A 25279-nucleotide genomic window follows, 5' to 3' on the forward strand; every position below is an offset into this window, starting at 1 on the left:
CTCTCGTCCTGCTCTGCCTTTTTGTTTTCATCGCCTTGCCCCAGGCGTTCGCCAGCATGGCTTACGCCAGTCCTTCCCCATTCCAGCATGCAATCGCGGCCGGCGCTACCGCCACGCCCGCCTTCGGCATCGACTGTCCCGACGCCAGCCTCCACGCCGGCTTGTCCGGCGACAACTGCGACGCCGAAGAATGCGACAACGATCCCATCACGCTGTACCCGACCTCGCGCCAGGGCGCGCCGTTTTGCGCCATCATTTGGCAGGCGGGACCGGGCGCACTTGCCGAAGCGGACGCGCGGCAGGCCACCCGGCCGCCGCGCGTCCGCCACTGACACCGCAGCACGCAGCGCATTCAGACCCGGGGCAATCCGCCGCCGGGCACGCTTTATATTGATTGACTTTACAAGGTTACACACATGGAATGGTTATTTGACCCGACAATCTGGGTCGGCCTGCTGACGCTGGTCGTACTGGAAATCGTACTGGGTATCGACAACCTGATCTTCATCGCCATCCTGGCCGAGAAACTGCCGCCGCACCAGCGCGACAAGGCGCGCGTGCTGGGCCTCACCCTGGCCCTCGTCATGCGCCTGGGCCTGCTCTCGCTGATTTCCTGGCTGGTCACCCTGACCACGCCACTATTTTCCCTATCGACATTCTCGTTTTCGGGACGCGACCTGATCCTGCTCTTCGGCGGCCTGTTCCTGCTGTTCAAGGCGACCAGCGAGCTGCATGAGCGCCTCGAAGGCATCACGCATGCCCAGACGGGCCCGAAAGTCTACGCCGGCTTCGGCCTGGTGGTGGCGCAGATCGTCGTGCTCGACGCCGTCTTTTCGCTCGACGCCGTCATCACGGCCGTCGGCATGGTCGACAATCTGTACGTGATGATGGCGGCCGTCGTCATTTCCATCGTCGTCATGATGCTCGCCTCGAAGGTGCTGACGCGCTTCGTCAACGCCCACCCCACCGTCGTGGTGCTGTGCCTGAGCTTCTTGCTGATGATCGGCCTCTCCCTGGTCGCCGAGGGCCTGGGCTTCCACATTCCGAAGGGCTATCTGTACGCGGCCATCGGTTTCTCGATCGTCATCGAGTTCTTCAATCAGCTGGCGCGCCGCAACTTCCTCAAGCTGCAATCGAACGCGCCGCTGCGCGACCGCACGGCGCAAGCCGTCCTGAGCCTGCTGGGCGGACGCAAGGGCCGCGAAGCCGTCGAAGAGCATGAAGTCAAGGCAATGCCCGATGTCTCCGCCTTCGGCGTGGAAGAGCGCAACATGGTCAGCGGCGTGCTGACCCTGGCCGAACGCTCGATCCGCTCGGTGATGACGCCGCGCGGCGACGTCTCGTGGGTCAACCTGAACGACAGCAGCGAGAAGATGCTGCAACTGCTGCGCGAAACGCCGCACAGCATGATTCCTGTCTGCAATGATGACCTGGACAATGTGGTCGGCATCGCGCGCAGCAAGGACCTGATCGAAGACCTCGTCTCGCATGGCAAGATCGACCCGGCCAGCATGCGCGAAGCCGTCGTCGTGCCGGAAGCGGCCGGCGTGCTGAAAGCCATGGAAACCCTGAAGCGCTCGCGCGGCCAGCTGGTGCTGGTGGTCGACGAGTTCGGTACCGTGCAAGGCGTGCTCACGCCGATCGACATCCTCGAAGCCATCGCCGGCGAATTCCCCGACGAGGACGAGCTACCCGACGTGGAGGTGCTGGGCCCCGGCCACTGGCGCATCGATGGCGCCACCGACCTGCATTACCTGGAGCAAGTGTTCGAGACGGAGTCCCTGGTCAGCGAAGACGGCGACTACAATTCGCTGGCCGGCTTCCTGCTGGCGCATTTTGAAAACATGCCGGCCGTGGGCGAAGTGCTGGAACTCGATGATCTGCGTTATGAAATCGTCGAAGCGGACGAGCGCCGCATCGCCTGCGTGGACGTGCGCCGCATCGAGCCCGATCACAGTTTGTAACACAATGGCAAGCGTGCCCCGCTTGCCATGCCGTATGCTGGGGGCTGCCTTTTTTGGAGACGCCAACATGAAACACTCTTTGCTACGCCTGACCCTGCTGGCTTGCGCCGCCTTCGGCAGCCATGCCCAGGCCACCGCGCAGGCCGCCGCCATCAAGCCCGGCCTGTGGCAAGTCGACAGCAAGATGGCCTCGCCCGACGCCGCCACCGACAACGCCATGTCCATGGTGTTGCAGCAACTGGGCAACCTTCCTCCCGATCAACGCAAGCAACTGGAAAGCATGGCCGCCAGCCGCGGCATGGCCATGCCCACCGTGGGCGCCGACGGCGCCGTGCGCGTGACGGCCTGCGTGACGCCGGACATGGCTGCGCGCAAGCAGATTCCCACGGGCCAGCCCGGCGACTGCAAATCGAAAAATACGGATATCGCGGGCGGCATGCATGTGTCGTTTACGTGCGCCAACCCGAAATCGAGCGGCGAAGGCAAGGTCATGTTCACCGGCGAGCAGGCGTTCAGCATGCAACTGGCCGTGACGACCAGCGCGCGCGGCACGCCGGAACAGGTAAATGTGACGAGCAACGGCAAGTGGCTGGGCGCCAGCTGCCCGGCCCCGGCGGCAACAGCAGCTCAGAAGCCGTGACGGAAACCCAGATTAAAAGCGGCGTCGCCGCGGCCCGCATCGCTGGCGTTGCCCACCGTGTAGCGGGCGCCGTTCTTGTTGTGGATCTTCGCGTAGGACGCGTAGAAATCGCTGCGTTTTGACAAGGAATACGTGAGGCCGACGGCCACCTGGCTGGCGTCGCGGTTGGCCAGATCGCGGTCATCCTTGCGCACCCAGGACGCCAGCAGCTTGAAGCCGCCCACGGGCACGGACACGCCCAGCAAGGTGTCGCGACTGTCCGAGGACGACATCGACAGGGCCAGCGAGCTGTAGGCGTTGTTCGGATCCCACGGTGAACTGCCATAGCCCTTGTTCACGCCCACGGCGGCAAAGGCGGTGGCCACTTTCAGGTCGACATTGGCCGCGATCAGGGTATTGCGGGCCGACATGTCGATGGCGGGCAAGGTACCGGAAGCGAGGATGAAGTTGTTCTTGCGCTGGTGCGACACGCTAACATTCACGGTGCCGGCCGAATAGCCGAGGGTGGCGCCGTACGCGCGGTTGTTGGCGTTGCTGTACGGCGACTCGCCAAAGCTGTAGATGGCGCTGGCGGACACGCCGCGCAAGGCGGGCGACACGTATTTGACGGTATTGTCGTAGCGTTTCACGCTGTAGCCGGCCAGGTTGCTGGCGCTGCCGGCCATGCCGCCCTTGAACGGGTCGGCCACATCGGTGAGCGCCAGGTATTGCAGGTTGTACTGGCGGCCCAGGGTCAGCGCGCCCAGGCGGCTGTCGAGGCCCACGTAAGCCTGGCGGCCGAACAGACGGCCGTCTTCCGACTGGCCCGTGTCGTTCTGCACGCCCGCTTCCAGGGTAAATACGGCGGACACGTCATTGCCCAGCGCTTCGCGGCCCTGCAGCCCCAGGCGCGAGCCGGACGCAACGCCGCCGGACACCTTGCTGCTGGCGCAATTGGCGGCACAGCCCCGCTCGGCAACGATGCCCGCGTCAAGCACGCCGTACACGGCAACGTTACTCGCTGCGGCACTGCCTGCGCCATCGGCGGCCTGGGCCATTGCGCCCAGCGCGAACGGCCCCATCCCTATCACAGCGAGCGCAAAATACGAGGTCTTCATGATAAATATCTCGGTGACGTGGGTGAAACTTCCCGGTATTGATCAGGACATGCGCTGTGTGTCACATCCCAGTGTTACCTTATCCTCGCTTTTTGTCCAGCCATCCGTGCGTTGTACAACAGAAACTTCAGCTTAGTCCCAGGAAACACGTCGCGCACTGACAACACGCAAGTTTGACCAAGATTGTGGCAATCCGCGGCAAAATGGCGTTAAAAGCAGGCCCTGCCGCAAAGCAATGTTCGGTGGCGAACGTTGCGCGATTTGACGCAGGCGGTACACTACTGGTTTTACCGACAGCGGCTCGCCCGTTTTTTTTGCATGCTAGCTATCCTCGAACGCATTGACCCGAACTCCAGCAATATCGACTTGCTGGTGGAATTATTCAACTCACTGCGTCCCAAGCGCCCGCAAGACAGCGCTACCGCGATCGCCAACGTGCGCACCCTGCGCCAGCTTCTCAAAGGTAACCCCGCGCAAGCGCGCGCCCTGCACGAATACGTGCTGCGCGTGCTGGCCGCGCGCCGCCACGCCAGCCTGTACACGGACATCGGCGTGCTGTCGAACAGCGGCTTTTTCACCGAATTGAAACGCCGCATCGCCTACCGCATGCTGCCACCCGCCCTGGGCGACGAGTACCTGAACGACGCGCTCGACCAGGTGCTGTACCTGAAGACCGATTATTTATGGATCAGCAACGTGCCCGCCACGGACTGGCTGGAACTGTTCGACGTGCTCACCAGCGACGATATCGAGCTGGCCATCGGCGACGGCAATATCATGCTGCCCGGCATACTCGACGCCATCCGCACCCTGTCCTACCGCGTCTGCGCCATGGGACTGGAACCGGAACTGACGCGTTTCCACAATGAAATCGAAGTGTTCCAGTCGCCGTTCATGGTGCAGAACACGGAAGTGAACGCCTACCTGGACGCTTACACGAATTTACTGCAAGGCAACATCGAGCACATCGAGGATGCGCGCCACCTGCTGGTGATGCTGGACCAGTGCGATGCCGTCATCGCCAAGATCCGCAAGAAGGCCCTGTACCAGGGCACCAGCATTCCCCTCACGTATTTATTGGTGGCGCTGGCGCAAAGCATCGACCGCCTGCGCAAGCTGCTGTTCCTGGTCGACACGAGCGGCGAGCTGCCCAGCTCCGCCAACGTGGATATCGCCGCCATCACGGTGGACGCCACGCAAGACTTGCTGCACCCGCAACCGGTCAGCCGCCGCCGCGCGGGCGCCGTGGGGCTGGCGCTGGAACTGATACGCGCGCATAACCACAAGTACAAGGTCAGCGACCTGTTTTCCGACAATATCAACTTGCTGGCGCGCAATGTGACGGAAAACGCCAGCCGCACGGGCGAACATTACATCGCGGAAAACCGGCGCGAGATGGGCGCCATGTTCCTCTCGTCGGCCGGCGCGGGCGTGATCATCGGCTTCATGGCCCTGTTCAAGATATTGATGTCCTACCTGCGTTCGGCACCGCTGGTCGAAGCCTTCATGTTCAGCATGAATTACTCGATCGGCTTCATGTTCATCCACTTGCTGCATTTCACGGTGGCCACCAAGCAGCCGGCCATGACGGCCTCGCGCATCGCCGCCGGCCTGCACAGCAAGGATGGCCGGAATATCGACCTCGACAGCATGGCGGAACTGATCAACAAGGTCTTCCGCACGCAAAACATGGCCGTGCTGGGCAACCTGGCGACGGCCATCCCCACTGCGTGGCTGATCGCGCTCGGCTACAAGGCGATCACGGGCCACCACCTGGTATCACCGGAAAAAGCCATGCACTTGCTGCACGATATCGACCCCATCGGCAGCCCCGCCATCTTTTACGCCATGATCGCTGGCGTGTGCCTGTTCGTGGCCGGCCTGATTTCCGGCTACTATGACAACCAGGCGCTGTACACGCGCTGGGCGCAGCGCATCGCGCAATTGCGCGGCCTGGGCCGCGTCATCGGCCAGGATCGCTTGCAGCGCCTGGGCTTGTACCTGGAAAACAACCTGGGCGGCCTGATGGGTAATTTCTATTTCGGTATCCTGCTGGGTTCCATCGGCACCCTGGGTTTCCTGATCGGCTTGCCCATCGATATCCGCCACATTACCTTCTCGGCCGCCAACTTTGCCACGGCGCTGGTGGGCCTCGACCATAACATGAGCTGGCAGCTGGCCGTCAAATCACTGTCGGGCATCTTCGCCATCGGCACGGCCAACCTGCTGGTCAGCTTCGGCCTGGCCCTGTGGGTAGCGCTGCGTTCGCGCCAGGTGCGCTTCAAGCACGGCATGCAATTGTTGAAGATTCTGGGCAAGCGCTTCCTGCGCTCGCCCATCGTCTTCTTCTTCGGCTCGAAAAACCCGCCACCCCTGGCACTGCTTGACGACTCGGCAAACATGTCACTGACAAACAAGGCTCAAAAATGATCAACAGGCGCATGCAATCCTGCCTCACCGCCCTACTGCTGTGCTGGACCCTGGCTGCATGCGCCTCGCTGCCCGATGTCAAGAACCTCAACACCACTTTGGCCCCCGTGGCCAGGCCCAATGTAATCACGGGCAAGGGCGCCTTGCTGAACGTCAACAGCCGCGCCGCCCTGCTCAACAAGCGCTGGGCCAAATCCGGCATGGACTTGAAGGCCCAGGCCGCGCTGGAAGAGGCGGCCACGGGCGTGCCTTTGATCAAGGGCAACAAGGTAACCCTGCTGTTTGACGGCCCGCAAACGATGGCCGCCATGTTTCGGGCCATCAGCGAAGCGAAAAACAGCATCAACCTGGAAACGTATATCTTCGACCAGGATCCGCTGGGCCTGAAGTTTGCCGACATGCTCATCGAAAAGCAGCAATCGGGCGTGACGGTCAACGTCATCTACGACAGCGTGGGCACCCTCGGCGTGCCACAGGCGTTTTTCGAGCGCATGCGCGCGGCCGGTGTGCACCTGGTAGCCTTCAACCCCGTCAATCCCGCCAAGCTCAAGGGCGACGACTGGAAAATCAACAACCGCGACCACCGCAAGGTGCTGATCGTCGATGGCAAGACGGCGTTTACGGGCGGCATCAACATCAGCGATACCTATGCGAAAAGCTCGCTGTTCCGCTCGAAATCGAAACCCACCGACAAGAAGGACGTGGGCTGGCGCGATACCCACGTGAAAGTGGAAGGCCCGGCCGTGGCCGCCTTCCAGTGGCTGTTCATCCGCACCTGGGCCCAGCAAGACCAGGCCGACTTGCCGGACGCTAATTATTTCCCCGTACTGTCCGAAGTGGGCGACAAGCTGGTGCGCGTGGTGGCCAGCGAACCGGACGGCGGCTTCGAAATCTACAAGGCGTATATCCTGGCCATCCAGGAAGCCAAGAAATCCATCCACATCACCTCCGCCTATTTCGTGCCCGACCAGCAGACGGTCGATGCGCTGGTGGCGGCCGCGAAACGTGGCGTGGACGTCACCGTGGTGCTGCCCGGCGTGTCCGACAGCGGCCTGGTATTCCATGCGGGACACGCGCTGTACGACCAGCTGCTGGCCGGCGGCATCCGCATCTTCCACTTGAAACTGGCCGTGCTGCACGCCAAGACGGCCGTCATCGACGGCGCCTGGTCAACGGTAGGTTCGACCAACATCGACATGCGCAGCTTCCTGCATAACAGCGAACTGAACGTGATCGTGCTGGGCGACAGTTTCGGCCGCGAAATGGAAAACGCCTTCCAGGAAGACTTGCGCGACTCGGAAGAAATCACCAAAGCGAAATGGGAAACGCGGCCCATCTCGGACCGCATGAAGGAGTGGGCGGCGCGCTTCATGAACTACTGGCTGTAAGGCACAGAGCTGTGCCCCGGCAGGTCGGCGTAGGTCGGCGCAGGTCGGCGTAGGTCGGCTTAGCGCAGCGTAAGCCGACATCAGCGTAATCCGACATCACCACAGCTATTACCAAAGCCAACAATAGCGTCGGATTACGCGCGGCTTCGCCGCGCTAATCTGACCTACAGCGGCCGCAAACTGGCCCACACGCCGCCCTGGCGTGCAAACGCTTCCGTGCTGACCTTTTCAAAGTCGGCGCTGTCTTCATTCCAGCTGTAGCGCTCGACTCTGATGCCGCTGTCTTCGATTCGGATGACATTGAACGAGTTCGACTCGCCCCTGCCCCGCGTTGACGTGGCCGTGCCCGCCTGCACCATCAGGGCAGCGTAGCCGTCGATCTTGTAGCGCGCCGAGGTGTCGCCTGCATGGCTGGCGTGCAAATGGCCGGCCAGCAACAGATCCACGCCACATTCGGAAAACATTTGCAGTGCCAGCGGCGCGCGGTCGACCAGGTCATCCTTGTCGAAATGCTCGGGCAAGTCAAAGGGATGATGCGTGACGATGATGCGCGTCAAGCCGGGCGGCAAACGGCCCAGGCGTTCACGCAGGACATCGATCTGCTCGTGGCTGATGCGGCCATCCTTAAACGTCAGGGAGCGGGCCGTGTTGATGCCCAGCACGGCGATTTCCTCGTCCACGTATTCGGGTGACAAATCGTCCGTCACGTGGCGCCGGTATTTCACCAGCGGCGTCAAAAAGCGGGAAAAGACGTTATACAGGGGCACGTCATGGTTGCCCGGCACGATGATCTGCGGCCCCGGCAAGCTGTCGAGAAAGTGCCGCGCCTGCTGGAATTGGACGCTGCGGGCGCGTTGCGTGAGGTCGCCGGAAACGACGACGACGTCCGGTTCAAGGCGCTCGACCAGCGCGCGCAGGGGCGCCAGCAGGGCCGCATCGACCCTGCCAAAATGCAAATCAGATAAATGCACGAGGGTACGCATGGCCTACTCCTGGGCTGGCGCCGGTGCGGGCACGATCACGTCCAGCGCGGCGGGACGGATGCGGTAGCGCAGCGGCGTATTCATGATGGTCACTTCGCCATCGGTGGCCACGCGCAGGCGGCGGTGTTTCGTGGCGATTTCCAGGTCATTGGCCGTCAGCATATCGAAATCCTTGGCTTGCGAGAGTTTGCCGAACAGCGCGTGCAAGGCCAGTTTCAGCAAGCCCAGGCGGCCCGGACGCTGTGCCACGTAGAGGCTCAGCTGGCCGCAATCGAGCCGCTCGCGCTCGCCGATATTCAAGCCTTCCATCAGGTATTCATTATTGCCGATGAAGACGAAAGGCGTGCGGCGCGCATGCACGGCGTCCTTGAGTTTCAATTGCACGCTGAGAAACGGATAGCGGCGCAAGGCCGCCACCAGCGCCCAGCTGAAGGCCAGCCACTTGCCCCGTCCCAGCCGGCGCTGCTGCTTTTCGCGGTCGCGCACGATGTCCGGATACAGGCCCAGGCTGGAATTGTTCAGGAAAATGCGGCCATTCACTTCGCCCACGTCGACCTGGTGCCGCACGCCCTGCGCCACATTGGCGATGGCCGCATCGAGCGCCAAGGGAATATTCAAATCCTTGGCGAAATGGTTCAAGGTGCCCAACGGCAAGACGCCAAACGGCGTGCCGCTGCCGACCACGACAGAGGCGACGGCATTGATGGTGCCGTCGCCGCCACCGGCCACGACGATGGGCGCGCCATCGCGCAAGGCCTGCTCGGCCGTGGCGATCATGTCGGCGCCGCTTTGTGCCAGGGTGATGGCAGCGTCGAGGCCCACAGCCAGAAACTGTGCTTCGAGCTGCTGCGCCCAGTCGGGCGCATAGCCGCAACCGGCGCCCGCATTGATGATGACTGCAATCTTGCTCAGGATCGTTTCCCCTTATTTGGTTTGCCGGATATGCCGGCGGCGGCGCAGGGTCGACACGCCGGCGATGCAGATGGCCAGCCAGCCATAGCTTTCCGCCATGGCTGCCAGCACATCGCTCAGGTAATGCGCGCCCAGGTAGATGCGGCTGAAACCCACGAGTGACGCCATCAGGAAAGCGCCCAGCGCGATGGCGATGCGCTTGCCCCACGCGTTCGGTGCCGTCTGGCAAATCAGGTAGGCGGCCAGCAAGCCGTACAGGGCAGTCGAGGTGGCCGTATGGCCACTCGGAAAGCTGTACGTAGTCAAGGCCGTCTGCAGGAGCGGCTCATCAAAACTGGGCCGCGCACGGACAAAGATGTACTTTAGCAGCAGGTTCAAAAACATGACGCCCGGCATGGTGATGACCAGGGTAAACAGCCAGTAATCGGCGCCCTTGCGGTGCAGATACCAGCCCAGCAGGGTGGCCAGGGTGATGGCGCCGATTACGCCATGCATATGCGTGACGACCAGCAGGCAGCTGGTGATCCACGGCACGGCATGCTGGTTGAACCACTGCGCCACCTGCAAGTCGATCACGGTGATTTGAGCCATGCCCATCACCGCTTCGGCGATCTCGTGGAACACCACGATGGCCACCAGCATCAGCGCCACGCCCACCGTCATATGCAGGCCCAGCTCGCCTTCGGGCGACAGGCGCGCCTCGACGAAGCGGCGCAGTTTCGTGGTCCAGCCCGTGGTCATGCCCATGTCATTCTTCTCTTGCAAACTACTTACTCCTCAAATCAAGCGGGATGATCAAAAAAACCACACCATTAAAAAAATACTGTTTATTCATACAGTAGCTGTGTTTTCATACAGTAGTTATGCTATTCTGATGACTCGTTCAACACATCTCCCTCAAAGGAATTGTCATGGCAACATTGAATAGCGGTTTTGGCTCACGCTTCGGCCTGGAATACGCCCCAAGCTCTTTCCTCGTCCGCATGGGCAAGCGCGAAATCCTCGTCTGCCGCGACTTCCGCAAGCGCTACTACACCGTCAATCCCCTGATCGAGTGCGGTACGGGCATCGAGCCGGGCTATGTTGAAGTGCTGCTGATGCGCCGTTGGCTTTTAATATTATCTAAAGCGCATTAAGTCCACCTTAACCGCGTAGCGGTCCAGGTGTTCGGCCCGGCCACGCCGGGAACGCGCCAGTACCGGCCAGCGGCAACGCTGGCCGACCCCTCATTACTGTGTGCGTTCCGGTGCGGCCGGGCTGGCAGGTGTTTGCACTGGCAGCACCTTGTCAGACACATTCGCTTCGTACCACAAGGTCACGAACAGCACCATCACGACGGGACCGATGAACAGGCCCACGAGGCCCAGAGTCTCCACGCCGCCCAGAATGCCGAACAACACGGCCAGGAAGGGCAAGCGGGTGGCGTTGCCGATCATGCCGGGACGCACGAAGTGATCGGCCACGAACAGCACCACGGTGCCCCACACGGCCACGCCGATGGCGGCGCCCACATTGCCCTGGATGACCAGCAAGGCGGCCGCGCACAGGTAAGCGAGCGGTGCGCCGAACGGGATGATGGCCAGGATGCCGGTGGCGAACGCCCACAGGGCCGGTGACGGCAAGCCGGCGATGGCGTAGGCGATACCGATCAGCACGCCTTCGGCCAGACCCACCAGCACCAGGCCGTTGACGGTCGCGCGGATGGCGGTAGGAATCTTTTGCGCATAGCGGCCCCAGCGCTCAGGACGCAGGAAATGGCTGCCGACGGCCGTGATCTGGCGCGTCAGCGCTTCACCATCCTTGTAAAAGAAAAACAGGCACAAGAAGGCCAGGCCGAAGTCGACCAGGCGGTGGAATACGTCCGCGCCGAGGATTTTCAGGATGTCGCGCGCGGAATGAAAGCCGCCCACGGCGCTGCCCGCAAAGAAGTGGCCGAGGCCATGGGGCTGGCTCAACGTAGCTAGCCACCAGTCGCCGATGGCGCTGCCGGCCAGCGGAATATGCGCCACCCAGTCCGGCACGGGCAAGCCGTCGGTATTCGCATGGACGACAAAATTGGCCAGCACGGGCACTTCGCGCGCCGCCTGCGCCACGCCGAACAGCACGGGGATGATGAAGATGCAGGCGAACCCCAGGGTCAGCACGGCCGCCGCGATGATGGTGCGCTGCCCCAGCGCCGCGCGCACGCGCAGGTACAGTGGCCAGGTGGCCACGCACAGGATGCCGGCCCACACAAGAGGCAAAAAGAAACGCTGCATGACGAAGGCCGTCACGGCAATCAGGGCCAGGGAAAAGCCTGCGCTGACGATGTCGCGCTGGGTATCGGTCATACCACTCCATTCGTGCCCGGCGCCACAGGCCGCCAGTATTCGCCATGCGCCAGTTGCGCAGGCGTAGCGTAACACGGAGGCATTCCGATTTACACGAGGCCCAGCTCCACCGGTTTGACTCCGGCAAACACGTGCTCGAGTTGCGCCGGCGTCAAACCGAAGGTGCGGCGCAGCAAGCCGCCCAGTACGGCGCGGTATTCATTCAGCACGGGCATGTCGCGGTTCTGGAACAAATTCGCCTGCGAAATCGCCACCTGTTCGCCCGCCACCTGCTTGCCCTTGATCCCGCCGCCCAGCACCCAGAACACGCTGCCGTGGCCGTGGTCCGTGCCGCGGTTGCCGTTTTCGCGGAAGGTGCGGCCAAATTCGCTGACCACCACCACCACGGTGTTGCGCCACTCGCTGCCCATTTCCTGCGAAAACGCGGCCAGGCCACGCCCCAGCTCATCGAAACGCCCTGCCAGATAGCCGTTGGCGCCACCCTGCCCCACATGCGTATCCCAGCCGCCCACGTCGACGAAACCGATATTGTATTTGTCCTTCATCAAGCGGGCGATGCGCTGCGCTTCCAGTTCAAAACCCTTGGTACTGATGGCGTTGCGGTTGGCCGCCTGCATCTCTCCCGTCAATTCCTTCGTCACATCGTCGCGCACGGCAAAGCCCGCGCTGACCGGTTGCTGCAAGGGCGTGCCCTTGTACATGGCGGCGATGAGCTCACTTTGACGCGCATCAATGCCCGACTTGCCTACCGAGCGCAGCCCCATGTTCGGCACTTGCACGCCGCCCTGGAAAATCAGGGGCAACTGGTCGGTGAAGGAAATCGCGTGCTTGCCCTGATTGGCATTCAGGCTTTGCGCCAGCCGGTTCAAAAAGCCCGAGCGGAAATCGCGGCGTCCGCCGATCTCCTGCCCCAGCTCGATGCTGTCCTGCGTCTCGAAATGGCTGCGCGTCAAATCCGTCGTGCCCGCAAATGGAATGAAGGCCGCCTCGCCGCCGTTGAACATGGGGTAGATGGTCTCGCGCAAGGCCGGATGCAAGGCCCAGTCGGCATTCAGAGCCAGCGCGCCGTTGTCCGCGCCGGGTTTCGCAATGGCGATATTCGGCCGCGCCGCATAGTAAAAATCGCTGCCGAGCGGCACCAGCAGGTTGTTCGCGTCATAGCCGCCGCGCAAAAAGACGAACAGCAGCCGGGCATTCGTGGCGGGTGCGGCCAGCAAGCTGCCCGCATGCGACAGCAAGGGCGCGGCGGCCAGGGCTTTCAACAGGTCACGACGGTGCATGGCAATCCTCCGGTTTCAACTTAGCGGTGCATCATTTCGGGTGATGAGAGCAAGAAGGTGTTCCACTCCTGCGGCGAAGCGGCCTGTTCCAGGGCCTGGCGCGTGGCCGGGCTCAAGGTCGGCTGCAGCGACTGGTAATACAGAGCGCTGGCCAGCTGGGGAAACGCCACTTTTTCCTGCGGCTGCGGGCCCTCCGTCTTGAACAGGCCGGCGCTGCCCGAACCGATGGTGCGGGCGATATCGAAACGCGTCGTCATCTGGCCGGGGCTGGCCCAGGACGCATCCGTCATGGGATAGCCATCGGGCGTCTGGCGTCCGTACAGAGGCTGGCCCATGCGCGAAAGCCAGTTCAGCAAGGGGCCCGCGTTGAGGATGGGCTTGTCGTCATAGCTGAGGCGCACGGCCGACACCACATAATGCATGGGGTCCTTGAATTTCTTGCCCAGCGACTGCCTGAATTCGGGACTGTTGAACATGGTCTGCAGCACGTCGGCGATCATGCCATCGTTTTTCTGGAAGGTGGCGGCCATGCGCGCCACCAGCGGCGCGGGCGGATTGTCGCCCACGAAATACTGGGCCAGCTTGCCGCTGATGAAATGCGCGGTGGCGGGACTGCGGCTGAGGCGATCCAGCGCTTCGTCGAGTTCGGCCAGCCCCCTGCCCTTCACCGTTTGCCCGAGGAATTGCTTGTCGCCGTAATCGTGGCGGTTCGGGTTGAATTCGAACAAGCCCCGGCGCACGTATTGCGATTGCAAGGCCGGTTTCACCTTCGGCGTGTCCCCTCCCAGGTTGACGCCCACGCCCGTCAGGATGCGCGCCAGTTCCTGCACGTCCATCTGGCTGTAGCCGCCGTTGACGCCCAGGGTGTGCAACTCCATCAGTTCGCGCGCATAGTTTTCATTGATGCGCTTGACGGCGTTGGCTTCATTGTCCAGATAGCGCAACATGGCCGGATGGTGGACGGTCGCGCCCAGCAAGTCGCGAAACTTCCCCAGGGCATGCGGCGCGATGGCGTTCGCCTCGTAATCGCCCACCATGGCGCGCAAGTTGTGCTTGCCCTGGTGCACGCTGAAATGGTTGAGCCAGAACCAGCTCAGCTGTTGCTGCAGCTGGTTCGGCGAATACACGTCCAGCAACAGCGAACGCGTGGCCGCCTCGCGCGCCAGGCGGTTGAGTTCCTGCTGGTAATCCTTTTGCGCCTGCTGCTTCGCCATGTCATCCATGACGGCGGCCGACTCCTTGCGCTTTTGCTCCATCGACATCACCAATTGATCGAGCGGTACCTGGCTGATGGTCATGGCGTCGATCTGCGCCTGCACGGCGGGTGGCAGCTTGGTTTTGCCTGGATGCAACTGCGCCTGCAAGTAAGCGCTCCAGCCTTCCTTTTGCAGCTGGCGCACGCTGCCGCCATTCACGCCCCAGCTGACCCGTTCCAGCATGGCGATGCCTTGCGCGGCATTGTCAGGCACGGCGGCATGCTGCGCGGCGGGCGGCGCCGTCGCGGCGCAGCCGGCCAGCAACAGCAGACACATCAAGGTCGTCGGCAACAGTCGGTTCGGGTTCATGGCCATCCTTCAAGCGGTTTCATGCACAATGCCTGAGGGTACGCCCAGCTTGACCCGCGCATGATTGCGATTTGCAACGAGTTGTAATCAATACTGCCATTCTCATCATTGCGCACACTTGTCACGCAGGAAATCGCGCAGCTGCAGCACCAGCGGCGTCACCTGCGCCCGGTGCATGCACAGCAGTTGCAGGGGCGTGGCCTCGCCCGCCACCTCGGGCAGCAGCACCTGCAGGCGGCCGGCCGCCACGTCGCCGGCAACGTCGAGCCGTGATTTATAGGCGATGCCCAGGCCCGCCACGGCCCAGCGCCGCACCAGGTCGGCATCGTCGGCGCTGCGGTTGCCGCTCACTTGCACGGTGACTTGCTCGCGCTGCGGCAGGCGGTAAAAAGTCCAGCGGTCGTGCATGCCATCTTCCAGCGCGAAGCGCAGGCAATTGCGCTGCGACAAGTCTTCCAGCGCCAGCAGGGGGCCGTGCGCGCGCAGGTAGTCGGGCGAAGCCACCAGCACGCGGTCGTTGGCAGGCGCGATGGGCATGGCAACCATGCTCGAATCGTCTTGCTGCCCGTAACGCAGGGCAATATCGACTTGCTGGCGCACCATGTCGGCCACCCGGTCGCTGACGCTGAGCTGGTACTGCAGCTTGGGATGGCGCAACTGGAATTCGTCCAGCCAGCCCAGCATCAGATTGCGACCCAGGTCGGAAGGCATGGCAATTTTCAAGGTTCCGCCGAAACTGTCCTTGCCCGCCAGCAGCGCATCGTGGCCCGCGCGCAGCAGGCGCAAGGCTTCGCGCGCGTGTTCCAGGTATTGCGTGCCTTCCGCCGTCAAGCTCAGTGAACGCGTCGTGCGGGTCAGCAGGCGCAAGCCCAGCTCCCCTTCCAGGCGCTTGACGGCGGCGCTGGCCAGCGCGGGCGAAATGCCGATCTCGCGCGCGGCCGCCGACAGGCTGCCCCGGTCGGCCGTGCGGACAAACACCTGCAAGTCATCGAGTCGCAGCAATTTTCAGCATTCCTTTGAAAGTGTTTCGGCACACGCCCTCTTTTTCCCTGGCGAGAAAATGGCCATGATACGTCATCAAGCCTGTATGGCGTAGGTCGGATTAGGTCCGAAGGACCGTAATCCGACAACATTGTTGGCGTGGCCGATGGTGGTGTCGGATTACGCGCGGTACAGCCGCGCTAATCCGACCTACCCAACTCCATCACTGTTTTACCAAAGGAAGAATATGAAAGCCATCGCCTACCACCACAGCCTGCCCATCACGGATGCCGACGCCCTGCTCGACATCGAGCTGCCCACGCCCGTCGCCACGGGGCGCGACCTGCTCGTCGCCGTGCACGCCATCTCCGTCAACCCCGTCGACGCCAAGGTGCGCAAGAATCGCGCGCCGAAAGAAGGTCAGCCGGAAGTACTGGGCTGGGATGCGGCTGGCGTCGTCACGGCCGTCGGCCCCGACGTCACCCTGTTCCAGGTGGGAGATAAAGTCTGGTATGCGGGCGCCATCAACCGCCCCGGCAGCAACAGCGAATTTCAATTAGTCGACGAGCGCATCGTCGGCCACATGCCCGCCAGCCTCGACTTTGCGCCGGCCGCCGCCCTGCCCTTGACGGCCATTACGGCCTGGGAATTGCTGTTCGACCGCCTGCAGCTCAGCCGCGACAAGAGTCTGACGGGCAAGTCCCTGCTGGTGATCGGCGCGGCCGGCGGCGTCGGCTCCGTGCTGGTGCAGCTGGCGCGGCAATTGACGGGCGTGACCATCATCGGCACGGCCTCGCGCGCGGAAACGGCTGACTGGGTGAAGGAACTGGGCGCCCACCACGTGATCGACCACAGCCTGCCGCTGGCGCAGGAAATCACGCGCCTGGGCTTGCCGCCCGTCGATTACGTGATCAGCCTGAACCAGACCGACAAGCATTTCGAGCAAATCGTGGAACTGATCGCGCCGCAAGGCAAGTTCGCCCTGATCGACGACCCCGAGCACATCGACGTGCGCAAGTTCAAGGGTAAGAGCGTGTCGTTGCACTGGGAGCTGATGTTTACCCGTTCGCTGTTCCAGACGGCCGACATGATCCGGCAGCATGAACTACTGGAAGAACTGGCGCAGCTGGTGGATGCGGGCACCATCAAGACCACCCTGGCCGAGCGCTTCGGCACGATCAATGCGGCGAATCTGAAACGCGCGCATGCCCTGCTGGAGAGCAATACGGCCAAGGGCAAGATTGTGCTGGAAAATTTTAATTAATCAGGTAATCAGGATGGCCCGGAAATCATTGACATTCGTCAAGGTCGGGCCAGTGATCACGGAATCTCCCAGCGCCTGGAAGAAGCCGTGGCCATCGTTGTTGTCGAGGCTGTCGCGGGGACGGATAGCCAGGTCCCAGGCGCGCTGCAGGGTGTCCGGCGCCAGATACGCGCCGGCGATGTCTTCCTGGCCGTCGACGCCATCCGTGTCGCCAGCCAGCGCGTGGATGCCCGCGTGCCCATCGAGCGCGATGCCCAGCGCCAGCAGGAATTCCACGTTGCGTCCGCCGCGGCCATTGCCGCGCACGGTGACCGTCGTTTCGCCGCCCGACAGCAGCACGCACGGGGTGGGAAACGGCTGGCCGCGCAAGGCCGTTTGCAGCGCGATGCCGGCCATGACTTTGCCCACGTCGCGCGCTTCGCCTTCCAGGCTGTCGCCCAATATATACGGTGTGACGCCGGCCGCGCGCGCCACGCCAGCGGCTGCTTCCAGCGCCATCTGCGGCGTGGCGATCAGGGTTGTCTGCGTGCGCGCCAGCCGCGGATCGCCGGGTTTCACCGATTCGCCGCGCCCGCTTTCCAGCACTGCGCGCAAGCTGTTCGGCAAGTCCATGCCGTAGCGGCGCACGATGGCCAGCGCATCCTCGCACGTGGTCGCGTCGCCCACCGTGGGACCGGAAGCGATATCGCCCAGCTTGTCGCCGGGCACGTCGGAAATGGCCAAAGTGATGACTTGCGCCGGATGGCAGGCGGCTGCCAGGCGGCCGCCCTTGATGGCGGACAAATGGCGGCGCACGCAATTCATTTCGCCGATGGTAGCGCCCGAGGCCAGCAGCGCGCGGTTCAAGGCTTGCTTGTCTTCCAGGCTGATGCCGTCCAGCGGCAAGGCCAGCAGCGACGAGCCGCCGCCCGAAATCAGACACAGCACCGTGTCGTCCGCCTGCAAATTACCCACCAGGTCGAGCATGCGCTGCGCTGCCTGCATGCCGGCCGCATCCGGCACGGGGTGCGACGCTTCCACGATCTCGATGCGCTCGCACGGCACGGCGTAACCGTAGCGCGTCACCACGAGGCCAGACAACGGGCCCGGCCAGTGCTGCTCCACGGCGTGCGCCATGGCGGCCGACGCCTTGCCGGCGCCGATGACGATCAGCCGCCCCTTGGGCGCGGGCGGCAGATGGGGCGGTACGCAGTGCGATGGCTGGGCCGCTTCGATGGCGGCCTGGAACATGGCTTGCAGCAAGGCACGCGGCGCTGGGGTGGTCGTCATGGTGTTTCCTCCGGTATCCGAACCCGATCATAGCAGTGCCGCCAAGCGGGCAACTACAATGAGGGCAAAATTACTCACAGGAATGCAATGTACGACGCCATCGAATGGACCAGTCTAGCCCGCACTTTCGGGCTGTTTACCGTCACGGCCGTGGCCGAACTGCTGGGCTGCTACCTGCCCATGCTGTGGCTGAGCAACAAGGGCAGCGCCTGGCTGCTGTTGCCGGCCGCCCTCAGCCTCTTGATCTTTGTGTGGCTGCTGACCTTGCATCCAGCCGCCAGCGGCAGGGTGTATGCCACGTATGGCGCCATCTATATCGCCACGGCGCTGGGATGGCTGTGGCTGGTGGACGGCATCACGCCCGCCTGGACCGACATCGCCGGCGTGGGCCTGGCCCTGGCTGGCGCCGCCGTCATTGCCATGGGGCACAAGACGGCTTGATGTGCATCAGGCACCATGCGCACGGAAGTTCGTTTCCGCCGACCACGCGGCGCTGGCACGGGCCAGCAACACGGCTTCGCCATCGGCCAGCCAGTCGTCCGCATCGGCGATCTTCCACATGGCTTGCAGCAGCTTGCGGCGCAAGTCCGGATCATCAATTTCATCGAGCAGGCTGTCGATCACGCCATTGGCCAGTTGCACGGCGCCATGCACGGTCGAGGTCAGCATGTCGTCGCACAAGTCTTGCAGCAACTGTTGAAAAGCGGCTGGCGCCAAGTCGATATGCTCGAGGATCTTGCTGCGGTGCATCGCTTGCAGCTCGGTGCTGGCCAGGTTGCCATCGACTACCATCATCAGGGCCAAAATACGTCCCGCTGCCTGGGGACTGTTCGCTTCATAAGTACGCATGATTTTCTACTCTTTCTATTAGTCAATTAAAGGGCACGCCACCGCCAGGCGGGGCGCGCCGTACTGCATTTACTTCTTGTCGCTGCGGGTGATGAATACACTCGCCACGCAGCTCGATACGATCAGCACTGCCACCACCAGCAACGACGCTTCCACCGGCACGTGGTACCACGGCATGATCAGCATCTTGGCGCCGATGAACACCAGCACCATCGCCAGGCCATACTTGAGCATGTGGAAGCGGTCAGCCACATCCACCAGCAAGAAGTACAGGGCACGCAAGCCCATGATGGCGAACAGGTTCGACGTGAAAACGATGAACGGGTCCGTCGTGATGGCGAAAATCGCCGGGATCGAATCGACCGCGAACACCAGGTCCGTCACCTCGATCAGGATCAGCACCAGGAACAGCGGCGTGACATAGCGCAATTCGCCTTTTGCTACGAAGAAACGCTCGCCATGGTCGCCATCGGCTACTCGCAAATGGCGGCGGGCAAAGCGCAGCACGGGGTTGTTCGCCACGTCCGGCTCCGCATCGGCCGCCACCAGCATACGCATACCGGTAATCAACAGGAACGCGCCAAACAGGTACAGCACCCAGCTGAACTCGCTTACCACCCATGCGCCGGCCATGATCATCACGGCACGCATGACGATCGCGCCCAGCACGCCATAAATCAACACGCGGCGCTGGTACTGGATCGGCACCTGGAAGGCGCTGAAGATCAGCAGGAAGACGAACACGTTATCGACCGACAGCGCTTTTTCGATCAGGTAGCCGGAGAAAAATTCCAGCGCCTTCTGATTGGCGATCTCGGGTCCGGCCGTGCCGTTCAGATACCACCACAGGCCACCGTTGAACAGCAGGGCCAGGCTGACCCACACCAGCGACCACGTCGCCGCTTCCTTGACGCTGACCTTGTGCGCCTTGTTGCCGCCGAAGACGAACAAGTCCAGCGCCAGCATCGCCAGAACAAAAGCGATGAAGCCGGCCCACATGGGTGCCGTTGCAATACTCTCCAGGCCGTTCATCGCTGGCCTCCGCAACTGTCTGTTTCTATCCTGATGACCATGGCACTCTCCTTGCATGAATTGAGCAGCCATCATAGTCTGAATATAAACATCGAACAAATCGAATATAATTGACGAATACATCGAAAAACTCAATGTATTAGCTTTAGGGAAAAGCATGTCGACACTCAACTTCAAGCACTTGCGCTATTTCTGGATGGTGGCCAAGACGGGCAGCATCGCGCGCGCGGCCGAACAGCTGCACCTGACGCCGCAATCGATTTCCGGCCAGCTCAGCGAATTTGCCGACACCCTGGGCGTGGAACTGTTCCGCCGCAGCGGGCGCCAGCTGGAATTGACGGACACGGGCCGGCGCATCCTCAGCCATGCCGAAAGCATTTTCAGCACGGGTGATGAATTGCTGGAAATCGTGCGCGACCAGTCGCGCACGGCGACGACGACGTTTCGCGTGGGCTGCGCCGATTCCGTCTCGAAACTGATCGCCTGCCGCCTGGTTGAACCGGCGCTCCGCCTGGCCGAACCGCTGCGCATCATTTGCCGCGAAGGCCGGCTGGCCAGCCTGCTGGCGGACCTGGCCGTGCACCGGCTCGACCTGATCATGGCGGACCGCCCCATGCCCGCGCATTTGAGCGTGCGCGGTTTCAACCATTTGCTGGGCGAAAGCGGCATGACCCTGTTCGGCACACCGGCGCTGGCCGCCACCCTGACGGGGGACTTTCCGCTATGCCTCGATGGCGCGCCGCTGCTGCTGCCGGGCGAAGACTTCGCCATTTACGGGCGCTTGCTGCAGTGGCTCGGCGACAACCATCTGCACCCGCGCATCGTCGGCGAGTTCGACGACAGCGCCATGATGAAGGCCTTCGGCCAGTCCGGCGCGGGCCTGTTCTTTGCGCCCACCGTCATCGCGCCCCAGGTGTGCGAACAATATGCCGTGGTGGCGCTGGGCCGGGTCGACAGCCTGGTCGAGCAAGTGTATGCCATCACCACGGAACGGCGCCTGAGCCACCCGGCCACCATCGCCATCAGCCAGAGCGCGCGGCACGAGTTGTTTGTGTAGCAGTTCTACAACTGACGTTCCACAATTAAAACCCCGCAAATACATTCGAACAAATACATCTATATAATGGCAAGTCTCCCCGACGCCCTGCGCGCCCCTTCCCGGAATTGCCGCAATGAAGCACTTGCACGACATCCCCTCTGCCTTCAAGCATGAATTTGCCAACCCGCGCCTGTGGTGGTCGCGTGCCGTCGTCGTCGGCATGGCCGCCATCGCGGGGCTCGTCGTCGTGGGCTTTACATGGCTGGCGGAGGAAGCGCTGGACTTGTTTCTCTTTTTCAACGGCAAGGCCTGGTGGTTCGCCCTGCTGTGGACACCGGCCTGCGCCGCCCTGCTGGTCTGGCTGACGCGCCGCTACGCCATGGGTGCGGCCGGTTCCGGCATCCCGCAAGTGATGGCCACCCTGGACCCGGCCGTGGCGCCGGAACAGCGTTCGCTGTTCGTGTCCCTGAAACTGAGTGCCGCGAAAATCGTCCTGACGGCGGGCGGCTTGCTGGGCGGCCTATCACTGGGGCGCGAAGGACCGTCCGTGCAAATTGCCGCCGGCGTGATGCTGGCCGCGCGCCGCCTGCTGCCGCGCCACTCTCAGGTGAGCGCCCATTCCCTGCTGGTGGCCGGTGGCGCGGCCGGCATCGCGGCCGCCTTCAACACGCCGCTGGCGGGCGTCATGTTTGCCATCGAAGAATTGTCGCGTTCACCCGAGCAGCGCAACAGCGGGCTGATCGTCGCTGGCATCGTACTGGCCGGCATGATGGCCGTCTCGATCCACGGCAACGCCACCCATTTCGGCATCATCCATCCTGGCCCCATCGGCCTGGCGCTGGCACTGCCAGGTTTACTCGTGACCCTGGTCGCGGGTGTGGCCGGCGGCCTGTTTGCCAGGCTGCTGCTGGCCTCCGCCCGCGGCAACCCGCTGGGCAAATTGTCCGCGTGGAGAAAGGGCCGTCCCGTGCTGTTCGCCGCCGTCTGCGGTGTGCTGGTGGCAGCCATCGGCATCGCCAGCCACGGCGCCACGTTCGGCAGCGGTACCGTGGCCACGCGCGCCATGCTGGAAGGTTCCAGCGACGCCTCGCCCGCCTTTGTCGCCTTCAAATATGTGGCCACATGGCTGACCGTCTGGTCGGGCGTGCCGGCCGGCATCTTCGCACCGTCGCTGGCCATCGGCGCCGGCATCGGCCACGATATCGCCGTGCTGCTGCACTACCCGCACGCGCCGGCCCTGATCGCGCTGGGCATGGTGGGTTTCCTGGCAGCCGCCACGCAGGCGCCGCTGACGGCGTTTATCATTGTCATGGAAATGGTCGATGGCCACGGCATGGTGCTGAGCCTGATGGCCTGCGCCGTGGTGGCCAGCACCGTCTCGCGCGTGCTCAGCGAACCGCTGTACGGGGCGCTGGCACAACTGCAGCTGCAACGGCTGCCAGCGCCGCCCAACTAGAAATAGCTGCAGGGGCGCAGCAAGCTGCCGTCCTGCCAAGCGCAGACGGTACGCGTGCCATCTTCGCCCCATCGGCGCTCCAGGCCGTGCTTGCGCCCGTCGACATACTCCACGGCATGCAGCGGCGTGCCATCGTCGCGCCAGCTTTGCGTGCTCAGCATGACGCCATCCTCGAACAGGTTTTTCTGGTCCAGCTGGCCATTTGCGAAATACAGCAGCGACCAGCCCTGCGGCTTGCCATGCAGGAAATTGAGGCGCGACTTTTCGCGGCCGTCCGGCCACCAGGTCTGGTGCAGGCCGTTGCGCTGGCCTTCCAGATACGGCCCCCGCTCGGCCAGCCTGCCGTTCGGATGAAACGCTTGCGCCTCGCCCGACAGCACGCCGTCGGCAAAATGCGCGCGGTTGCTGACCTGGCCATGCTCGTCAAAGCTCAGGTACTCGCCATCGGCGGGCTGGCCGGCGTGATACAGCAAGGCATGACTCAGCTGGCCATTCGCATGATAGTGGCTATGCAAGCCCTCGTACTCGCCGGCGCGGTAAGCCTTGCGGCTTTTTACTGTTCCATCCGCATGGTAGGCGACGGTCACGCCATCGAAGTCGCCCTCCCCGTTGCGCTCTTCCAGCAGGGCCAGCCGGCCATCGGCGAAATACACGCTGCGCTGGTAGACGTAGCTGGGTGACTCCAGGTCCATGCTGCGCAGCCAGGCATCCATGTGCAGCTTGCCTGGCGGCTGCGCGAAATGCAGCTGCCAATGCCAGGCCTGGCGGGCCGCATCGTGGCGCAGTGGCGCGCGCTGCTCGTACACGGCAGCAGCGGCTGCGGCGGGCTGGTAATCCGCGTCAAAATACAGGGAAGCTGGCGCCTGCCCGGAAGGCAAGGCCGGAGTGGCAATGGACATGGGAGGGGAACCGGCCAGGATGGCGGCCAGCAAAACGGAAGTGAATATCTTCAATGCATGCTTTCATCAACGCTGCGACAGCGCCGATGATAATGGCAAGCGGGGCGCTCCAGCCACACGCTTGCGCGTCACTACATGGTGAAAGGAAACGGCTGCATGCCCGCCTGCCTGTCATCGGGGGCGACCACGGCCAGCAAGGCGTTCAAGCCCTGGTTCAGGTGCGCCAGGCTGTCGGGGTCCAGCTGGGCCAGCGCACTGGGCAGCAAGCCGCGCGCCGGCTGCGGCGCGCCGGCGATCACGGCCTGGCCCTCCGCCGTCAGGGTCAGCGTGACCACGCGCTGGTCGGGCTGGTCGCGCGCCTTGCGTACATAGGCTTTTTTCACCAGCGCGTCGACCAGGTTGCTGGCCGTCGTCTGGTGGATCGACATCGTGCCGGCCAGTTCGCCCATGCGCAGGCCTGGGCGCTCCAGCAATTCCTGCATCACCCACAATTGCGCGCCCGATACGCCGCATTGCTTCTCGATCTGCGCCGAGTGCCGCTGCGCCGCGCGCATGACGACGCGCATGTTTTGCAAGGCCAGGCCCTGTGCCCGGGCCACCGCCGAAACTTCCGCTTCCACCACCATTGCCTCCAGTTGTCAGACCCGGCTGCGCGCCTGCTGGCGGGCCGGAATCCCTGCATGATACCTGCAAAGGCGGCCCTCCACTAACTGCCTGTTACAGACTGTCCATCGCGCCAGGCCTGCTCCAGCACCAGCTTGCCGGTCTTGTCCCACTGGCGCTCGATGCCGTGCTTCTTGCCATGTTCGTAAGGCACGATCTGCCGCAGGCTGCCATCGCTGTACCAGGTCTGCAGCAAGCCGTGGCGCTGGCCTTTGACAAACGGCGTCACGCTGGCGCGCACGCCGTTGGCATGCCAATCCGTCGTATCGCCATGGTCGCGCCCCTGCGCGTCTTTCTGCCAGGCAAACACGGGCCGGCCATTCGGAGCCCACGTTTGCAAGCTGAGCACGGCACCTTTCCGGTACAGCGACTTGTTCGACACGACGCCGTTGCCATGGCTTTCAAACGACCAGCCGTCGGGCTGGTCGTGCACCCACATGGTCCTGGCCAGCACGCTGCCATCCTGGGCAACCGTGACAAACTCGCCCTCGCGCTTGCCATTCACAAACTGTCCCCGTTGGAACAGCTTGCCATCGTCATAAAACGATTCCTGCACGCCATCCATCTTGCCATTGCGTCGATACGAGCGGTGGCTGACGGCGCCGTTCGCGGCATACGACACTTGCTCGCCATCGGCCATCTCGTCGCCGTGATACAGCGTCTTGTGCGCCAGCTGGCCATTCTCGTGATACGTTTCCGAGATGCTGTCGCGCCCGTTCGGCAAGGCGGTCACCCGCTGCTGGACCTGGCCATTCTCGAAGTACACGCAGCCGCCGAGCAGCTCCTCGCCCTGGGCATTGAAGTAGGTTTCGCGCAGCAGTTGGCCATTCTCGTAGTAATGCTTGCGAAAACGCACGAACCTGACCTGGCTCAAGTCCAGGTCGGTGGTGTAGGTTTCAAAGGCCAGCATGCCTGGCGTGTCGGGAAATTCGAGCCGCACATGCCAGGCGCCCAGCGCCTCGTCGCGCACGGGCGGCGTGCGCAGCGCGTACACGGCGCGGCGCTGATTGCTCGGCATGAAATTTTCATCCAGATACATGGTCTGCTGTTCCTCCTGTAGCGTTGGCGTTGTCGTTGGCGCCAGTTCCTGTGCCGCCAGCGGCAAGGCCGCACCCAGCGCGGCGGCCAGCAGCCAACGCCGCGTTTGTTGATTCTTCATGTTGCTCCATTGATCATGTTGCTTTGCGGCCACCATCATAAAGGCAAGCGCCGTTCGCCATGGGCACGATTGCCGCCCA

Annotated in this window: 24 protein-coding genes; 10 read left to right on the forward strand and 14 right to left on the reverse strand. The window is 63.1% G+C overall.

Annotated elements, in window-relative coordinates; translation table 11 throughout:
• Positions 1 to 56 precede the first annotated feature (56 nt).
• The 3 genes from CLU93_RS03805 (at position 57) to CLU93_RS03815 (ending at position 2604) form a co-directional block, all read left to right on the forward strand.
• On the forward strand, positions 57 to 332 hold the full coding sequence (locus CLU93_RS03805; RefSeq protein ID WP_099760059.1) for a hypothetical protein: 276 nt from the start codon (positions 57 to 59) through the stop codon (positions 330 to 332).
• Positions 333 to 416: 84 nt separating this feature from the next.
• Positions 417 to 1964: a TerC family protein gene (locus tag CLU93_RS03810; protein WP_099760060.1), complete on the forward strand. Its 1548-nt coding sequence runs from the start codon at positions 417 to 419 to the stop codon at positions 1962 to 1964.
• Positions 1965 to 2031: 67 nt separating this feature from the next.
• Positions 2032 to 2604: a DUF3617 domain-containing protein gene (locus tag CLU93_RS03815; protein ID WP_099764222.1), complete on the forward strand. Its 573-nt coding sequence runs from the start codon at positions 2032 to 2034 to the stop codon at positions 2602 to 2604.
• On the opposite strand, the gene CLU93_RS03820 is transcribed toward CLU93_RS03815, so the two are convergent.
• A complete protein-coding gene (locus tag CLU93_RS03820) occupies positions 2592 to 3701 on the reverse strand; it encodes a porin (protein WP_099760061.1) in 1110 nt (369 codons plus the stop codon). The two genes, CLU93_RS03815 and CLU93_RS03820, sit on opposite strands and share 13 nt — an antisense overlap.
• A gap of 318 nt (positions 3702 to 4019) precedes the next feature.
• Here CLU93_RS03820 and CLU93_RS03825 point away from each other — a divergent pair, with 318 nt between their 5' ends.
• Both CLU93_RS03825 and cls read left to right on the forward strand, forming a co-directional pair.
• Complete coding sequence (locus CLU93_RS03825) at positions 4020 to 6131, forward strand: site-specific recombinase (RefSeq protein WP_099764223.1); 2112 nt, start codon at positions 4020 to 4022, stop codon at positions 6129 to 6131.
• Positions 6128 to 7519 (forward strand): cardiolipin synthase, encoded by a 1392-nt coding sequence (gene cls, locus CLU93_RS03830; protein WP_099760062.1) that lies wholly within the window; start codon positions 6128 to 6130, stop codon positions 7517 to 7519. The genes CLU93_RS03825 and cls overlap by 4 nt, the downstream gene beginning before the upstream one ends.
• A 164-nt stretch (positions 7520 to 7683) precedes the next feature.
• Here the strand turns inward: cls and CLU93_RS03835 are convergent, their stop codons facing one another.
• From CLU93_RS03835 to CLU93_RS03845, 3 genes are read right to left on the reverse strand one after another with little or no spacing between them, the layout of a single operon-like run.
• The gene (locus CLU93_RS03835) at positions 7684 to 8502 is read right to left on the reverse strand and encodes a metallophosphoesterase family protein (RefSeq protein ID WP_099760063.1); all 819 of its coding nucleotides are present in this window, start codon (positions 8500 to 8502) and stop codon (positions 7684 to 7686) included.
• 3 nt (positions 8503 to 8505) lie between these two features.
• Positions 8506 to 9414 carry a diacylglycerol/lipid kinase family protein gene (locus tag CLU93_RS03840; protein ID WP_099760064.1) on the reverse strand — a complete coding sequence of 303 codons (909 nt, stop codon included), beginning with the start codon at positions 9412 to 9414 and terminating at the stop codon, positions 8506 to 8508.
• A gap of 12 nt (positions 9415 to 9426) precedes the next feature.
• On the reverse strand, positions 9427 to 10179 hold the full coding sequence (locus CLU93_RS03845) for a phosphatase PAP2 family protein (RefSeq protein WP_306594675.1): 753 nt from the start codon (positions 10177 to 10179) through the stop codon (positions 9427 to 9429).
• Between the two features lie 146 nt (positions 10180 to 10325).
• On the opposite strand from CLU93_RS03845, the gene CLU93_RS03850 reads away from it, so the two are divergent.
• Complete coding sequence (locus CLU93_RS03850; RefSeq protein WP_010396348.1) at positions 10326 to 10550, forward strand: hypothetical protein; 225 nt, start codon at positions 10326 to 10328, stop codon at positions 10548 to 10550.
• Positions 10551 to 10643: 93 nt separating this feature from the next.
• On the opposite strand, the gene CLU93_RS03855 is transcribed toward CLU93_RS03850, so the two are convergent.
• From CLU93_RS03855 to CLU93_RS03870, 4 genes are all read right to left on the reverse strand, one after another.
• Positions 10644 to 11744, reverse strand: a complete 1101-nt coding sequence (locus CLU93_RS03855) for an AI-2E family transporter (RefSeq protein ID WP_099760066.1) — start codon at positions 11742 to 11744, stop codon at positions 10644 to 10646.
• Positions 11745 to 11833: 89 nt separating this feature from the next.
• A complete protein-coding gene (locus CLU93_RS03860; RefSeq protein ID WP_099760067.1) occupies positions 11834 to 13024 on the reverse strand; it encodes a DUF1501 domain-containing protein in 1191 nt (396 codons plus the stop codon).
• Between the two features lie 20 nt (positions 13025 to 13044).
• Positions 13045 to 14589: a DUF1800 domain-containing protein gene (locus CLU93_RS03865; RefSeq protein WP_099764224.1), complete on the reverse strand. Its 1545-nt coding sequence runs from the start codon at positions 14587 to 14589 to the stop codon at positions 13045 to 13047.
• 105 nt (positions 14590 to 14694) lie between these two features.
• The gene (locus CLU93_RS03870; RefSeq protein WP_099760068.1) at positions 14695 to 15591 is read right to left on the reverse strand and encodes a LysR family transcriptional regulator; all 897 of its coding nucleotides are present in this window, start codon (positions 15589 to 15591) and stop codon (positions 14695 to 14697) included.
• A 226-nt stretch (positions 15592 to 15817) separates the two neighbouring features.
• Here CLU93_RS03870 and CLU93_RS03875 point away from each other — a divergent pair, with 226 nt between their 5' ends.
• Positions 15818 to 16834: a zinc-binding alcohol dehydrogenase family protein gene (locus CLU93_RS03875; protein WP_099760069.1), complete on the forward strand. Its 1017-nt coding sequence runs from the start codon at positions 15818 to 15820 to the stop codon at positions 16832 to 16834.
• On the opposite strand, the gene CLU93_RS03880 is transcribed toward CLU93_RS03875, so the two are convergent.
• A complete protein-coding gene (locus CLU93_RS03880) occupies positions 16835 to 18103 on the reverse strand; it encodes a glycerate kinase type-2 family protein (protein ID WP_099760070.1) in 1269 nt (422 codons plus the stop codon).
• 87 nt (positions 18104 to 18190) lie between these two features.
• On the opposite strand from CLU93_RS03880, the gene CLU93_RS03885 reads away from it, so the two are divergent.
• Positions 18191 to 18544 (forward strand): YnfA family protein, encoded by a 354-nt coding sequence (locus CLU93_RS03885; protein ID WP_099760071.1) that lies wholly within the window; start codon positions 18191 to 18193, stop codon positions 18542 to 18544.
• Positions 18545 to 18550: 6 nt separating this feature from the next.
• On the opposite strand, the gene CLU93_RS03890 is transcribed toward CLU93_RS03885, so the two are convergent.
• The gene (locus CLU93_RS03890) at positions 18551 to 18952 is read right to left on the reverse strand and encodes a TerB family tellurite resistance protein (protein ID WP_099760072.1); all 402 of its coding nucleotides are present in this window, start codon (positions 18950 to 18952) and stop codon (positions 18551 to 18553) included.
• A 69-nt stretch (positions 18953 to 19021) separates the two neighbouring features.
• On the reverse strand, positions 19022 to 19984 hold the full coding sequence (locus CLU93_RS03895; protein WP_099760073.1) for a TerC family protein: 963 nt from the start codon (positions 19982 to 19984) through the stop codon (positions 19022 to 19024).
• 157 nt (positions 19985 to 20141) lie between these two features.
• Here CLU93_RS03895 and nhaR point away from each other — a divergent pair, with 157 nt between their 5' ends.
• Entirely contained in the window at positions 20142 to 21041 is a 900-nt protein-coding gene (gene nhaR / locus CLU93_RS03900; protein ID WP_099760074.1) for a transcriptional activator NhaR, read from the forward strand.
• 115 nt (positions 21042 to 21156) lie between these two features.
• Positions 21157 to 22479 (forward strand): chloride channel protein, encoded by a 1323-nt coding sequence (locus CLU93_RS03905; RefSeq protein ID WP_096234553.1) that lies wholly within the window; start codon positions 21157 to 21159, stop codon positions 22477 to 22479.
• Here CLU93_RS03905 and CLU93_RS03910 read toward each other — a convergent pair.
• From CLU93_RS03910 to CLU93_RS03920, 3 genes are all read right to left on the reverse strand, one after another.
• Complete coding sequence (locus CLU93_RS03910) at positions 22476 to 23432, reverse strand: toxin-antitoxin system YwqK family antitoxin (RefSeq protein WP_099760075.1); 957 nt, start codon at positions 23430 to 23432, stop codon at positions 22476 to 22478. The two genes, CLU93_RS03905 and CLU93_RS03910, sit on opposite strands and share 4 nt — an antisense overlap.
• A 77-nt stretch (positions 23433 to 23509) precedes the next feature.
• Positions 23510 to 24004 carry a MarR family winged helix-turn-helix transcriptional regulator gene (locus CLU93_RS03915; RefSeq protein ID WP_099760076.1) on the reverse strand — a complete coding sequence of 165 codons (495 nt, stop codon included), beginning with the start codon at positions 24002 to 24004 and terminating at the stop codon, positions 23510 to 23512.
• Positions 24005 to 24084: 80 nt separating this feature from the next.
• Positions 24085 to 25200: a toxin-antitoxin system YwqK family antitoxin gene (locus tag CLU93_RS03920; protein ID WP_180287801.1), complete on the reverse strand. Its 1116-nt coding sequence runs from the start codon at positions 25198 to 25200 to the stop codon at positions 24085 to 24087.
• Between the last annotated feature and the right edge of the window lie 79 nt (positions 25201 to 25279).

This window comes from Janthinobacterium sp. 35 (assembly GCF_002754575.1).
GTDB classification, from domain to species: domain Bacteria; phylum Pseudomonadota; class Gammaproteobacteria; order Burkholderiales; family Burkholderiaceae_D; genus Janthinobacterium; species Janthinobacterium tructae.

Bases quoted from the DNA above. Each gene is read 5' to 3' on its own strand.
- CLU93_RS03805 (WP_099760059.1), top strand. From the start codon at position 57: ATGGCTTACGCCAGTCCTTCCCCATTCCAGCATGCAATCGCGGCCGGC.
- CLU93_RS03810 (WP_099760060.1), top strand. From the start codon at position 417: ATGGAATGGTTATTTGACCCGACAATCTGGGTCGGCCTGCTGACGCTG.
- CLU93_RS03815 (WP_099764222.1), top strand. From the start codon at position 2,032: ATGAAACACTCTTTGCTACGCCTGACCCTGCTGGCTTGCGCCGCCTTC.
- CLU93_RS03820 (WP_099760061.1), bottom strand. From the start codon at position 3,701: ATGAAGACCTCGTATTTTGCGCTCGCTGTGATAGGGATGGGGCCGTTC.
- CLU93_RS03825 (WP_099764223.1), top strand. From the start codon at position 4,020: ATGCTAGCTATCCTCGAACGCATTGACCCGAACTCCAGCAATATCGAC.
- cls (WP_099760062.1), top strand. From the start codon at position 6,128: ATGATCAACAGGCGCATGCAATCCTGCCTCACCGCCCTACTGCTGTGC.
- CLU93_RS03835 (WP_099760063.1), bottom strand. From the start codon at position 8,502: ATGCGTACCCTCGTGCATTTATCTGATTTGCATTTTGGCAGGGTCGAT.
- CLU93_RS03850 (WP_010396348.1), top strand. From the start codon at position 10,326: ATGGCAACATTGAATAGCGGTTTTGGCTCACGCTTCGGCCTGGAATAC.
- CLU93_RS03855 (WP_099760066.1), bottom strand. From the start codon at position 11,744: ATGACCGATACCCAGCGCGACATCGTCAGCGCAGGCTTTTCCCTGGCC.
- CLU93_RS03860 (WP_099760067.1), bottom strand. From the start codon at position 13,024: ATGCACCGTCGTGACCTGTTGAAAGCCCTGGCCGCCGCGCCCTTGCTG.
- CLU93_RS03865 (WP_099764224.1), bottom strand. From the start codon at position 14,589: ATGAACCCGAACCGACTGTTGCCGACGACCTTGATGTGTCTGCTGTTG.
- CLU93_RS03875 (WP_099760069.1), top strand. From the start codon at position 15,818: ATGAAAGCCATCGCCTACCACCACAGCCTGCCCATCACGGATGCCGAC.
- CLU93_RS03880 (WP_099760070.1), bottom strand. From the start codon at position 18,103: ATGACGACCACCCCAGCGCCGCGTGCCTTGCTGCAAGCCATGTTCCAG.
- CLU93_RS03885 (WP_099760071.1), top strand. From the start codon at position 18,191: ATGTACGACGCCATCGAATGGACCAGTCTAGCCCGCACTTTCGGGCTG.
- CLU93_RS03890 (WP_099760072.1), bottom strand. From the start codon at position 18,952: ATGCGTACTTATGAAGCGAACAGTCCCCAGGCAGCGGGACGTATTTTG.
- CLU93_RS03895 (WP_099760073.1), bottom strand. From the start codon at position 19,984: ATGAACGGCCTGGAGAGTATTGCAACGGCACCCATGTGGGCCGGCTTC.
- nhaR (WP_099760074.1), top strand. From the start codon at position 20,142: ATGTCGACACTCAACTTCAAGCACTTGCGCTATTTCTGGATGGTGGCC.
- CLU93_RS03905 (WP_096234553.1), top strand. From the start codon at position 21,157: ATGAAGCACTTGCACGACATCCCCTCTGCCTTCAAGCATGAATTTGCC.
- CLU93_RS03915 (WP_099760076.1), bottom strand. From the start codon at position 24,004: ATGGTGGTGGAAGCGGAAGTTTCGGCGGTGGCCCGGGCACAGGGCCTG.
- CLU93_RS03920 (WP_180287801.1), bottom strand. From the start codon at position 25,200: ATGAAGAATCAACAAACGCGGCGTTGGCTGCTGGCCGCCGCGCTGGGT.